The sequence below is a fragment of the Rhodococcus sp. ARC_M6 genome (assembly GCF_022810305.1).
Classification (GTDB): Bacteria; Actinomycetota; Actinomycetes; order Mycobacteriales; family Mycobacteriaceae; genus Rhodococcus_F.
In genome coordinates, this window is record NZ_JALGQH010000025.1 from 50,720 (window position 1) to 64,052 (window position 13,333).

8 protein-coding genes are annotated in these 13,333 nt (G+C 58.6%); 7 read left to right on the forward strand and 1 reads right to left on the reverse strand.

Going from position 1 to position 13,333, the window contains the following annotated elements; all coding sequences use genetic code 11:
* The first annotated feature begins 113 nt into the window (after nucleotides 1-113).
* From MTX36_RS22025 to MTX36_RS22055, 7 genes are all read left to right on the forward strand, one after another.
* Nucleotides 114-2,162, forward strand: a complete 2,049-nt coding sequence (locus MTX36_RS22025) for a hypothetical protein (RefSeq protein WP_243621802.1) — start codon at nucleotides 114-116, stop codon at nucleotides 2,160-2,162.
* Complete coding sequence (locus MTX36_RS22030) at nucleotides 2,155-3,672, forward strand: ATP-binding protein (protein ID WP_243621781.1); 1,518 nt, start codon at nucleotides 2,155-2,157, stop codon at nucleotides 3,670-3,672. The genes MTX36_RS22025 and MTX36_RS22030 overlap by 8 nt, the downstream gene beginning before the upstream one ends.
* On the forward strand, nucleotides 3,669-6,593 hold the full coding sequence (locus tag MTX36_RS22035) for a Z1 domain-containing protein (RefSeq protein WP_243621782.1): 2,925 nt from the start codon (nucleotides 3,669-3,671) through the stop codon (nucleotides 6,591-6,593). Before MTX36_RS22030 ends, MTX36_RS22035 begins: the two co-directional genes overlap by 4 nt.
* A 33-nt stretch (nucleotides 6,594-6,626) precedes the next feature.
* Nucleotides 6,627-7,481: a ParA family protein gene (locus MTX36_RS22040; RefSeq protein WP_243621783.1), complete on the forward strand. Its 855-nt coding sequence runs from the start codon at nucleotides 6,627-6,629 to the stop codon at nucleotides 7,479-7,481.
* The gene (locus MTX36_RS22045) at nucleotides 7,478-7,969 is read left to right on the forward strand and encodes a hypothetical protein (protein WP_243621784.1); all 492 of its coding nucleotides are present in this window, start codon (nucleotides 7,478-7,480) and stop codon (nucleotides 7,967-7,969) included. Before MTX36_RS22040 ends, MTX36_RS22045 begins: the two co-directional genes overlap by 4 nt.
* A gap of 53 nt (nucleotides 7,970-8,022) precedes the next feature.
* Entirely contained in the window at nucleotides 8,023-8,829 is an 807-nt protein-coding gene (locus MTX36_RS22050) for a hypothetical protein (protein ID WP_243621785.1), read from the forward strand.
* 263 nt (nucleotides 8,830-9,092) lie between these two features.
* The gene (locus MTX36_RS22055) at nucleotides 9,093-11,027 is read left to right on the forward strand and encodes an exonuclease domain-containing protein (protein WP_243621786.1); all 1,935 of its coding nucleotides are present in this window, start codon (nucleotides 9,093-9,095) and stop codon (nucleotides 11,025-11,027) included.
* A 1-nt stretch (nucleotide 11,028) separates the two neighbouring features.
* Here MTX36_RS22055 and MTX36_RS22060 read toward each other — a convergent pair whose 3' ends face one another.
* Nucleotides 11,029-13,242, reverse strand: coding sequence for a 3'-5' exonuclease (locus tag MTX36_RS22060; RefSeq protein ID WP_243621787.1), 2,214 nt, complete (start codon nucleotides 13,240-13,242; stop codon nucleotides 11,029-11,031).
* Between the last annotated feature and the right edge of the window lie 91 nt (nucleotides 13,243-13,333).

Below are 13,333 nucleotides of genomic sequence, written 5' to 3' on the forward strand. Positions count from 1 at the left end.
AGTAGGCAGGACCGCTGCTGCTCCCTCCCCACGCCTGCCGTAACTTAGCAACTTGATATAACGGTCGGTTTTGGCTGAATTGACGTCATGTGGGTGGGAGTAGTGCGTTGACTGTGGGTGTTAACTCGCTTCCCGCGACAGAACTGAGCCAGACCCTCTGGGTTGATCTCTTTCCTTGGCTGGATAACTACGTTTCGGATCGTGCCGCACTGCTCGAGCCGTTGGCGCCCTCGCCGGACTGGTGGTTCAGCGAATCACCGTCCTTTACCGCGCTGGAAGTTGACCTCGAGAAGGTCCTGTCCGAGCTGGCAGCGCTCTACATCGCACACCACGCGTCGGAAGTGTTGAGCGTGAGTTTTCCGCTCGTTGACCCGGCGCTGCCTCTTGCCGCGCTGGTACTCGATACCCGAGCTTCGACGTCGCTCGGGCGATTGACGTCTGGCAAAGCTATCGGCGCCCTGCTCGAGCACACAACCACAGCGATCTTCGGTGTTCGTGGGACTAGTGAGCAGAGCGTCCATGATGTGGTTCTGAACTTGCTGGTGTGCGCTGTGATGGCGGATCCCCGGTCGCGCATCGAGGGGGAGGACGACAGTGCCTCCACGCCGGCGATTACGGCCTTGCTCGACGACCTCGAACAGTTGGCGATGTGGCGACGCGTCCGCGGTCAGGATGCTCGGCCATTGGTCACGGTTGAGATCGACGACGAGTCGCCGGAGCCGATTCAGGAATTGGCGGCACGGATCTCTGCGCTTACTCCGAACGATCTGCCGGATGCTGATCGCACGGATGTCATGGACGAGATCGACAACCTGTTTTCGCAACTCGATGAACGTGAATCTCTGGTCTTGCGTGAGCGACTCGTGGCACGGGTGCCGCAGCGGCGGGGTGCAATCGGAGCCAGAATCGGAGTGGGTTCGGGGCGCGTGGGGCAGATCGAATCTGAGGTGAAGGCAAAACTGAACGCTGCCTGCGGTTTTGGGACGGCTGTCGGGAACACTCTCGCGAGCCTTCGGCTCGAAATTCAGCCGGTGGCCTCGCTGGAACGACTACTGGAACTGCATCCGAGTATCGCCGCGGAAGTTCCCGGCTACGGTGTGCCGCTGTGGTTGGTTCTCGATCGCCTGGACGACTATTTCGAGGTGACCGACGGCTGGGCCGCAGCGCCGGGGGTGGCAGCGGCCAAGAAGCGAACCCAGACTTTGCTCGAAGATTTCGAGTCGCCGAATGGTGTTGTTGCTCTTGGTGATGTCGCAGAATCGGTATCGATGTCTCGAAGCGAACTCGAAAAGTGGCTTGCCTGGTGCGGAGTCATCGTTGTAGCGGGTTCCGCGCTCACCCGCGTGCGGCGTATATCTGATCTGGCAATCGGCGGGTTGGAAGCTCTGGGTTCGTCGCAAACGGTAGCCGAGTTGGTTGACGCATTGCAGTTCGATCGTTCCGAACGATCTCTCGAGCGAGCCCTCGAAGCGGATGATCGTGCTTTGTTCGACGGTGGTCGGTGGCACCTCCAAGCCTGGGGTAGTGCAGATTCCGTTGCCGAAGAGAGCGCTTCGGAAGTTAGTGACTTCAATGTCGACGGTGACGGAATTGTGCGACGTAAACGCACTCGCAATGTCTGGAAGACGCCCGAGCAGACGCGACGCCTGTATCGATCGGGCGGTACCTGGCGCTACCGGACGACAGTGACTGCGGAGCACTTACGGGGCTCGGGATTTGCTGTGCCGGCCGGCGTCGCAGTCGCCGCGGGTTGCGTGCGGGGCGAGACTCTTGAACTCGACAGTCATCTTGGTGTGCAAGCGGTTCGGTGGACTGGGCCCCAGCCGACCCTGGGAACTATCCGCCGATTCCTTCGCGAACTTTCCGTGGTCGAGGGTGAGGACGTGCTCCTCGAACTGTGGCACGACGGAAGCTTCCGGGTGGTTCGGCCGGCAATTGTGCACTCGGATATCGATCCGCTCCGGCAGGCGCTTGCCCAGATCGGCAATCGTGAACCGCTGCGCACTTCGGAGAGACACATTATCCGGATCCTCGCGGAAGCAGTCGGTTTGGTGGGCGAAGACCGTCCACGAAAGATATTGAGAGCGTACGAAGATCGTGGTGAGGACGCGATCATCGACTTGTTGGAAGCTGCGTGGGTCAAGGAGGTGCCAGATGCCTGACGTCTCCGAAATCAAGGTTGTCGGCACCAAGACAGTTGTAGCCGACGAATCCCTCGCCAGTGCTGTGGGTTTGCATCACACTATCCCCACCGCGCTGGCCGATCTGGTGGACAACAGCTTGGACGCCGGCGCGGCTCATGTGCTGATCAGGTTTGTTCAAGACGGAACCCGCATCGTGTCGATGATGGTGATCGACGACGGTAGCGGCATGGATAACGTCGCCATTGATTCGGCGATGACCTATGGCCGCCGACGTGACTACGCTGCAGCGGATTTGGGCCATTTTGGTGTCGGGATGAAGGCTGCGTCACTGAGTCAGGCGCGAGTACTGCGGGTGTGGTCACGGGCGACGGGTCATCCGGCGGTGGGGCGTGAAATCGATTCGGCGTCGGAACGCGGACGTCAAGGCGTCTCGGTGATCGACGGAGATCAGGCCACCGGCTTCTTCGGTTCGGTGACGCCGAGATTCCCGTTGGATACCGGTACGATCGTCGAATGGCGTGGGATCTCCACCTTCTTGATGTCGGCGCACGTCGACGAGCAGACCAGCTGGCTCGAGCAAACAATCAACGATGTGCGCAGTCATGTGGGCATCGTGTTCCATCGGCTGATCGAATCTCGCCGGGTTGCTGTGACTGTGGATGTATTCGACGTCGAAGCAGGCCGGGCTGGCGCCCTCCGTGCAGTCAATGCGATAGATCCGTTCAAGTACCCAGTTGCCGGAGCTGGGAAGTATCCACGGCCGCTGACTGTTTCGCTGGACGGATCGACCGTGCCTGCGGCAGCGCATCTCTGGCCGGCACGGAGCAATGCACCCGAGTTTCGACTGCACGGCTCTCCGGGGCGTGAGCATCAAGGTATCTATTTCTATCGCCATGAGCGGCTCTTGCAGGTTGGTGGATGGAACGGAATAGTTCGTGCTCGACCGGACCTCGGTTTGGCTCGAATCGCAATCGAGCTCGATGACAATCTGTTGCAGCGCATCACTATCAACCCGGAGAAATCTGGTGTCACTCTCGACGCTACGGCCTCGGCGGCAATTGACAGTGCGGTGTTCGCTGACGGTGATGGCGGTTTTCGGACCTATCTGGGCGATGCCGAAGCTGCAGTGCGCGCGGCCCGAAGTCATCAGCCCAGGCCCATCAGCGTCATCGAGCCGGTATCAGGATTTCCCGAGGACGTTCTCGATTCTTTCAGCGATGCATTCGATTTCACCGTCGGCGAGGATCCCGTCGCCGTGGGTTGGCGTGCCTTGGCCCGCGATCAGTTCTTCGAAGTCGATCTCAAGACGCGCACTTTGTGGATCAATGCCAGGTTTCGGCGTGACCTGCTGGGGCATCGAAGTCTCAATCCCACGGATGCACCCGTACTCAAATCGCTGATCTTCCTGTTGGTGAGTGAGATGTTCGAAGGAGTCCGCATCAGCGCACGGCAGAAGGAAAAGATGGACGCCTGGCAAGAAGTGCTGATCGCTGCGATTGCCGCGCACCGGGAGCAGGTAGCGCTGTGAGCGAGGAAGTGTTCCGGGCGCTCGCGCGCGAACTCGGCGACGGATTTCCACCCGAGAATGTGTTGTACCCGGTAAACGCGCGGTTGCGGGGGAGCTATCCGGATGGACTGACCATTGCTGACATCGTCGATGTCTTTCTCGACGGCAGTGCCGTCGCGGTGCGGACCGCGTTGAAGTCGCGTCTGCGGCAGTGGGATGCGGAGAGCGTGGAGAAGTGGGTTGGTGGGACCGCTCCCCACAGTGAGCAGCGTCGTACGTTGGTATACGAACTGCTCGGTATCCCTACCGAGGTTCATGCCGAACTCGACGCGGTATTTCCGCGTGAGGGTGGACCCGTAGTGATTGCGGCGCAACAACCGTGGGATCCGTGGTACACGTCTGATCGGCGACGAGAACACGACTTCTATTGGCGCGCCTACAAACGCGTACTGTCCGAGAAGAACTGGGACGACGAAACTATCGGTAGGTTGGATATTGCGACAACCGAAGTTGTTCAGCGACTGGCAGATCCGACTCGGGCCGAGCCCTATCAGTCCAAAGGCCTTGTTGTCGGCTACGTGCAGAGCGGAAAGACGGCCAACTTCAGCGGGGTAGTAGCAAAGGCTATCGATGCCGGATACCGATTGGTCATCGTCCTGACCGGCACGATCGAGATCTTGCGGAGCCAGACGCAGCGACGCCTCGACATGGAACTCGTTGGCCGGCAGAACATCAGCGCGGGTGTCGACGACGACTACGTCAACGACCAGGACTGGCGGGACGGGAACTTTCTCGAACACGAGTTGGATCCCAATAAGACCAACGAGATTCCGGCGATTCGTCGATTGACCACATCGACATTCGATTACAAGAGCTTGCTGGCAGGTCTGAGTGCCTTGCACTTCGAAACTGTTGATCATTCGCTTCCGCTCAACGATCCGAAGAATCTCTACCCCAGCAACATTCGTATTGCCGTGGTCAAGAAGAACGTGTCCAGTCTCAAGAAGTTGGTCGCAGATTTGAAGAAGGTTCCCACCGAACTGGATCAGATCCCGACCCTCATCATCGACGATGAGGCTGATCAGGCTTCGGTCAACACGATCGATCCGAAGAAGATGAAGTCGGAGCAGATCGAGCGAACCGCCATCAACGGTCAGATCGCCGAGATTCTCGGACTCCTCAAGCGTGCGCAGTACATCGGTTACACCGCAACCCCGTTCGCCAACGTGTTTGTCGATCCCGAAGACAGCGTCAACGTCTTCCCGTCGGATTTCATCGTCAGTCTTGAACGACCCGGGCCCTATATGGGTGGTGCGGACTTCCACGATTTCGACGACCTCGACGAGGATCAGAAGACGCCGGAGAACTCGAATGAAAAGGCGTATGTCCGAGATCTGAGGGCTGACTCCGACGAAGATCGTGCGCTCGAACAACTTCGAGCCCTGGACTCGTTTGTCCTGTCCGGTGCGATCAAACTATTTCGGGAATCCAAGGGCGCCAAGCCGTATCGCCATCACACGATGCTTGTGCACGAATCCGTCAAGCAGGCTGAACACGACGCTGTCGCTGACGATTTCAAGGCGTTGTGGAAGTCAGCCGGGTACAGCCAGGCGAAAAGCCTTGCTCGCTTGGAACAGTTGTGGTCAGACGACTTTGCGCCAGTGAGTGCAGCCCGCGGCAGTGACCAATCGAATCCACGCTCGTTCGACGAGTTGGAAGAATTTGTCGGCGCGGCCTACGACAAGATTTCGGAGGGCACCAGTCCGGTCATCGTGGTCAACGGTGCGGCCGAGAAGGACTACAAACAAGATTCTCTCGACTTTCAGGCACGGGGCGTCTGGAAGATCCTCGTCGGTGGTACCAAACTCAGTCGCGGCTTTACCGTCGAGGGGTTGACCATCACGTATTACACCCGGCGGACCGGGCAAGCCGACACGCTGATGCAGATGGGTCGATGGTTCGGCTTCCGGCCGGGATACCGAGACTTGGTACGGCTCTTCATCGGTCGCACGGTGGGTGGGCCGGCCGGTGCCGACTTCGATATGTACAAGGCCTTCGAAGCGGTTGTCCGGGACGAAGAAGAATTTCGGCAGGAGCTGGTTCGGTTCAGTGGCACCAACGAGAAGGGTGAGCCTTGGGTGACGCCGCGCGATGTCCCGCCGATGGTGTTTCAGCAGCTTCCGTGGCTTAGGCCCACCGCCCGCAACAAGATGTTCAATGCGGATCTGGCGTATCGGGGAATGGGCGGCGAGAGTTTCAGTTTCACGATGCAGCCGCCGCGCGGCGACGGTTCCAACAATGCTCGTCACTTCACGGCTGTCTCACCGCTGTTGAAGATGCTCTCTGATTCCGGAAGCTTCAATTTCTTGGATAAGGACGATATTTCGCGCTCCTTCACGGCGCGGTACGGAATTGTTCCGGCTGGGGACGTGTTGGTTGCGCTTGATCAGTTCGAATGGGCCACCGGCTGGAATTTCGGTCCGCACCGCGAGGCGCTTTCTGCCGCAATCGAATCCGGTTTGCTCGAAGACTTCGCCGTACTGCTCCCGCAACCGAAGACACGCGAGCCCATCGAAATCAACGGTTGGGGTGAAAAGGTCCCGATCGTCAATCGTAAGCGTCAGGAGCGCGAGTACCGGACTGGATTCACCGGTACCGCCGTTCGCGAGCGGGATGCCATCGAGCACATTGCAGGCAGCCCGAAGAAGAACGGCGGGCCGCTGGCCGCGTCGCTGTACCGCAAGACTCGCGGCGCGCTGATTCTGGTGTTTGCCAACGATCCGGGGCCGCGTCAGCTCAAGCGGGCTAAGGCCGGTCCGGTGGATTCGCGTGACTTTGCGACGCTGTTTTCGTACGCATTGCCGCATGCAGCGGAGCCATTGGGGCGGATAGGTTTTCGAGTGAAGAAATCAGGAACAGGTGCGATCGTCGATGCAAACTGAGAACGACAGAGTGAATGACAGGAATAGATTCTGATGGCAAAGACGATTGCGACCATCAACCTCAAAGGCGGGGTCGGCAAGACGACGATCACGGCGGGGTTGGCGGAGTTCATGTCGCTGGAGTTCGGGCAGCGGGTGTTGCTGGTCGATTTGGATGCGCAGATCAACCTCACGACCATGATGATCAGCGAGGATCACTGGCTCGAACTCAACAAGAAGGGGCTGACCAGCGCGACTATCTTCCGTGACGCGGTGGACGGCACCTCCAACTTCGACTTGGAGGGATCCATTCAGCGGTCGGTATCTCCGGTAAAGCCGGTGACGGGCGTAGACCTGCTGCCGTCGTCACTGGATCTGATCGAGTTGCAAGAAGAGATCAGTGCCCTGCGCGTCGCGGATCGTACGTCCACCAAACCCGTGGAACTCTTGCGTGATGCACTGGCCCCGGTGATGCCGTTCTACGACTACGTTCTCATCGATTGCCCGCCTAACCTCGGCCCAATTACGTTGAACGGCTTGGCGATGGCCGACGGCTACGTGATCCCCACGATCCCGGATGTGCTGTCAACCTATGGCATTCCGCAGATTCAGACGCACATCGCCAAGTTCGGTAGGGAGCTCGGCCGTGAACTCTTCGAACTCGGGCTGGTGATCACCAAGTACAAATCGAACTCAGCCGTTCACCGGACAACCGTGCGAAACCTGCGACGTGATCCCAACGTTCCGCACGTCTTGCCGGAATATCTGGCGGAGTCGAATCAGATTGCAGCGTCGGCAGAGTTTCATCCGTACAGCACGCTGAAAGTGAAGTACGGCAACGCAGGTCAGTTCGATCAGATGCGTGCGATCACGCAACACATTCTCACGGAAGCGCAGGCGAAGCTATGAGTGCGGGTATCGATGAAGCGCGTCGCCGGGTGCAGGTGCAGGAAACAGGTGCGGCGCTCCTGAAACTAGGTGCAACCAATGCCGCGGCATCCGTGCTGCTGGCAAAGCTCATGCAGGTAGTGGCTGAGGAAGCTGCCCGGACTCCGCGTTTCGCGAAGGCGATCGAAGAGGCTTTTGCGGCTCCGTCTGAAACGGCAGTCGGTGTAGCGGTTGCACCTCAGCCGGCGCCGCGTCGTCGAGTTTCCGCTCCGAAGGCCAAACGTGAAGCGGGTGCGTTTGATCCGTTCGAGGTATTCAAGACCGATGGGGAAACGGTTCTGTTGGAGCGTCTTTCGTCCCTCGATGCGGATGGGATCAAGGACATCATCGCGGAGCAGGAGATGGACACTCACAAGGAAACGGGCCGCAAGCGTAAGGTCGACGTTCTTGCTGTCTGGACAGTTGAGAGGGTGAAGACTCTTACCTCGAAGGGGAGCGCGTTTCGTTGATTTCTGACCACGTTTGGATGCCCTGATCCGCCACTGACAATGGAGACCAATTCATGATTGATTTTCAACTGAATGCCGACGAATACTCCCTTTACCAGGCACTACCAGAAGGTGGATCCACCCAAGGAAACATCTCTACCAGAAAAGCGCTGCGGTGGAAAAAGTCAAGATACTGGGAAGCCCGCGAAGGATTGATACGTAAGCAGGCCGCGATTGCGGGGCTTGGAGGTGGGGGAACTCTGTGCCGCGCGCGGGACGAGGGAGATGGAATTGAACTCCCGGGCCAGGTCGTTTCATCGGTTGGTGGAGTTGCTATTCCGTCACGCGTCCGCGAGCGTCACTTGTACGGTCCGCTTGTCGAGACATTGCGCGAATCATGGAGCAGAGATACTCGATCGAATTCAATTGTCGTCGAAGTTACGTCGGACCAAGGAAGCCGCGCGACGGGTGGTCGGTGGACGAGGCCGGACATCGTTGCTGTCAATCTGAAGGAATACGACTACCTGCCAGGCAAATACATTGAAGTGGTGTCGTTCGAGGTCAAACCGGCAGATCAGATCAACGTGACCGCAGTCTACGAAGCCATGGCGCATCGGAGAAATGCCACGCATGCCTATGTGTTGCTTCATATTCCGCAGATTCTCCGAGATTCCTTGGCCGAGGACTTGCAGGTGGTGCGGGCGGCCGCTGCGGAGCACGGAGTCGGTGTGATCACTTTCGGGGAAAACGATGACTATGACACATGGTCGACTGTAGAGGTCGCGGTCAGGGTCGACACGACGCCAGAACGCTTGAACGACTTCATCGAGACCCAGCTTTCTGCTGAATCCAAACGCAAGATTGCGTTGAGTGTTCGCTGATTTGGCTGATGGCGCAGCGCGGTATTGACCGTGCGTTGATGGACCATCGCGTGGATTGGTACGGCGATGTTCGGATAAGTCGATCGACCCTAGCGCTTCATTCAGGATCGGGGATTGATTCGAGCCACGTCAATGTAGTTTGCGGTGGCGTCGATTGATTCGGTCAGCTTCGTAATACGATCTGTCGGACGGTTCAGGAATGATGTCGATGAGAATCGGCCCCGAGTCGATCGCATTCATTGTTGTCTGACGGAGGTATTTCGATGACCAGCGCGCTACGCCAAGCAGAGACCCATCGGCTGCCCTCTGATCACAGCTGGGTTGTTCTCGATGTCGAGACGTCGGGAATGCGGGCCGCCTCGCACCGAGTGCTCAGTATCGCCGCTCTGGTATTGCGTGAAGACGGATCAGTCGAGCGGGAGTTCTCGACGCTGCTCAACCCAGGGTGCGACCCCGGCCCGGTCCATATCCACGGCCTCACACCCGAGCGTTTGGCGGGAGCCCCTCGATTCGAGGATATTGCCGACGAGTTCGGTGAGTTGCTGTCAGGCCGAACGATGGTTGCGCACAATGCCTCATTCGACTACGGGTTCCTGGACGCAGAGTTTCAGCGCGCTAGTTTTACCACCCCGATAGAACAGCGTCTCTGCACCCTGGCGCTTTCGCGGCGTCTGGAACTCGATGTGCCCAACCATCGGCTCGGCACGTTGGCCGAGTACTGGAAGGTCGAGCAACTCAATGCACATGATGCCTATGACGACGCTCGGGTGCTCGTCGAGATCTTCGGGCGGAGCGCATCCCTTGCCGACTCCCTGCAGCTTCCGCTCCCCGTTGTCAGTTGCAAGGACCGCCGTGTCACGGTTTATCGCGACAAGATCACGCGTGTGCCGTCATCGTTCACGAATCCCGGACGCCTGGATACGGTGCACGGCTTGGTGCAGGGCATGAAGATTGTGATCAGCGGCCCGACGAGTACTCCTCGAATTGCGTTGGCAGCCAGACTCGCCGAGGCTGGTTTCGATGTGATGAACACAGTTAGTCGGCAGACCAGCGTTGTGGTGTGCGACAACACCGCATCACTGAGCGGGAAGGTACGCAAAGCCGGATCAGACGGCATTCCTGTCATCTCGGAGCAGCGCCTCGAGGAGTTGTTGGTGCGGGCATTGCCCGGCCAGCTCAAGACCGGTGAAGCCATCGCTATCAATCCGGTTGTAGCGCCTGCGGTCCCGGCGGCACCTGAAGTTGCTCTTGTGCCGGAGGCTATCGAGCCCGTGCCCGAGGTTGCGCTGATTCCGGAGATCGTCGTACCAGCACAGCCGCGCCCCGCTGAGCCGAACTCCATTGCACGTCCCTCGATGATTGCAACCGCATCACCTCTCGCGAATCGGAAGGCGAAGGCGTGGCAGGGTCGCCGAGTGCTGATTCTTGGCGGCAATCATCTCGACGGTGTGATCATGCGGTCGCGCATCCTTCAGCTCGGTGCCCGTCCGTCTCTCAACTTCACAACCGCGGTCACTGAAGTTTTGGTGTTGGAGGGCGGTGAGTCTGACAAGCGAATGGCTCGGGTCATCGAACGAGGGCTTCCTCAGATCAAGGAATCCGATGTCAACGAGTCCCTGGTTTCGGGCGTAGTTCCCGCTCACATGAAGCTTGAATCACGTTTGTCTGCACCGATTTTGATGCGAGGCGAGGTTGTCGATCTTCCGGCCGCCCAGTCGGAGTGGTCCATTAATGTTGCCTGGCGTGCCGAGAACGTCGGTGACGAGTTCGAGGTCGACGTGGTTGCCTTCCTTCTTGACTCCACAAACAAAGTTGATTCCGATCAAGACTTCGTCTTCTACAACAACACTGTGGACGAGGACGGCGCGGTCGAACTTGCAGTGGACGGTAGCAGCGAGCAGAGCGTCCGGGCTGATCTTTCGGCGCTGCCCGACGAATGCCGTCGAGTGGTCATTGGGGCTGCCGTCGACGGAGAAGGCACATTCGGCGACTTGGGGGCCGTCTCCGTCAGTATCGATGGCCCCGACGGAACGTTCGCCACGTTCGTTCTCGACGTCGGGACCGTCGAAAAGACCATGGTGCTTACCGAGATCTACCGCCGCGGCGACGTGTGGCGTCTCAGAGCGGTAGGTCAGGGCCATAACCACGATCTCGGCGTGATGGCAGTCGGTTACGGCGTCGAGGTGGACGAGGACTGACTCAGTTTTTTCCTAACAGCTCTGATCGCCGACCGCTCCACGTGACGACCAGCTCGTCGCGGGCGCGGCTCGCGGCGACGTAGAGCAGTGAGCGTTCCCGCAACAGTGCTTCCTCACGATCTTCGGGTGTAACCGCCTTCAACGATGCGGCGGACGGGATGTTGGCATCATCAACACTGGCGAGCACGACGCGGGAAAACTCCATACCCTTTGATCGGTGCATAGTCAGGACCTGAACGTATCCAGGAGTCGGGGGATTGTTGTCCAAGGCGCGTGCCTCCACACTCCGCTCTTCCAATGCGTCGACGAACCGTAGTCGGTCGTCGTGGCTGCGGGTCAGAACTGCGATGGTCTCAGGAACGATTCCATCTTCGATCCATTCATAGACGTGCTGCGCCACTTGGTCGAGTTCGTCGCTCTGATCGGTGCATTCGACCATCTTCGGTATCGGTCCGCTGCGTGCCGAGCGGTATTCCGAAGTTGATTCGGCGCCAGTTTCGAGGTCTCTGTACTCGGCTCCGGCCAGGATTCCGACAGCAAAATTGAGGTTTTGTGCGGTGGTCCGGTAGTTGAGTGTGAGCCGTCGTGAGCGACCGACGATCTTGATACCGAGGCGTGAGAGGACTACGGGGCGCCCGTAGATTCTCTGATGCGAATCTTCGGCGATGAAAAGGTCGTTGGGACCTTCGTCGACCAATGCCCGCAGGAGTGCCCAATGTGTCGCGTGCAAATCCTGAGCCTCGTCGATAATGACGTGCTCAGCCAGGTGTGGATTGCCTGCCTCTCGAGACAAACGTAGTGATTCTGCAGCGAGTGCAAGGACTTCGGGAAAACTGATGGTTCCTGCAGTTCGATTGTGACGTCGGTATTCCTCGACTATCTGCCACACTGCAATTCGTTGAGGCCGGGTAAGGCGTACCCCGCGACCGGGACGGGCCACCTTGGAGTATTCCTCGAGCGTGGTCACACTATTGGCGAGAATGACTGCCACATACTCGTCTTCGAGGAACGACGGCGACGCCAGCGATTTATCGAGCCCGTTGTCCGCTGCCTTGACTGCCTCGCGCCACACTTTATCCGAGCGGTTTCGCCCATGAGTATCGACGCTTGCGCCCAGAACTGCTTTGCATGCGGCATCGAGGTTATCGGCTTGGTCGAGTACGGCTTTCGCGAGTGCGTCGACTCCCTTGACATACACACCGGAAGTGCCCGGATTCGTGGCGAGCTCGGCGCTAGGTTCAAGCGCCTTCAGATCGCTCTCGAGTCCCATTGCCAGGGTCTTGTTGAATGTTGTGAGAATAATTCGGGCAGAGGGGTTTTCGCGTGTGAGTTTGCGCGCACGGTGAATGGCGACAACGGTCTTTCCGGTGCCGGCGCCACCGGACAGGCGAAACGAACCGTTCTGGTAGGCGTCTGCGTACTTGCGCTGCTCGGGATGGAGAAACGTCCGCCATGCGCCGAAATCGCCGCTCTCGATGACGCGACGCAATTCCTCGTCGTCCTCGATGTATGCGAACTGGAGTTGCGACGCAGGATGCTTTAGAGCCTCGAGGATCTGCTCATCCTCGTCCAGGTTCGCGTCAGGTTGAGCAGTTTCGTCAAGACCGTGTTTCGTACGGATATCGTCGATGCTGATTCCGGTGATGAGATCGGTGATGGCACTGCCTTGCCACACCACAGCGTGTTGAGCAATCTCGAAAACGGCATCCTGGCTGGGAGCGTCGAACGCACGCTCAGATATTTCTGCATCGAGGCCCAAACGCGACGTGAGGTCATCGAGCGAGAACCCCAGCCCTGCTAGATAACTCGAGGGCCTCGACTCTCCACGGGTAGCCCGAACCGGAGTCAACTTCTGTCGGTCATCAGATTCAATTGGTTCGCCGATGATGCCTTCAAGGACGCCGTTGACGGGATTGACTCTCAGGACCGACCGCTCAGCAAGGCTATTGGCCTCGTCATGCGGCCAGGTGCCCATGTAGATGTAGGTGGTCTCGCCGAGTTTGTCGTCGATCTTGAACAAGATCGCGCGGTAGTGAAGGTCGACGCGCGCTGTGCGGATCCGAGGGTCTTTGGATGCTTGGATTGGTTCGATATGCAGCCCGGATGCTGTGTCATCGGAGTTGAGCTTCTCGATGAAGTCCATGACTTTGGATTTGACGGACCGATCGAGCTTTCGCATTGCTTTGTTGTTCGATGCGATAACCAGATGTGCCACGTCAGATCTCCCAGGTCGTCTCCGATGCGATCCATGATCGGATAGCACTTCGGGTGAGCAGATCGTTCACCCCGCTCCGGTCATCGTATTG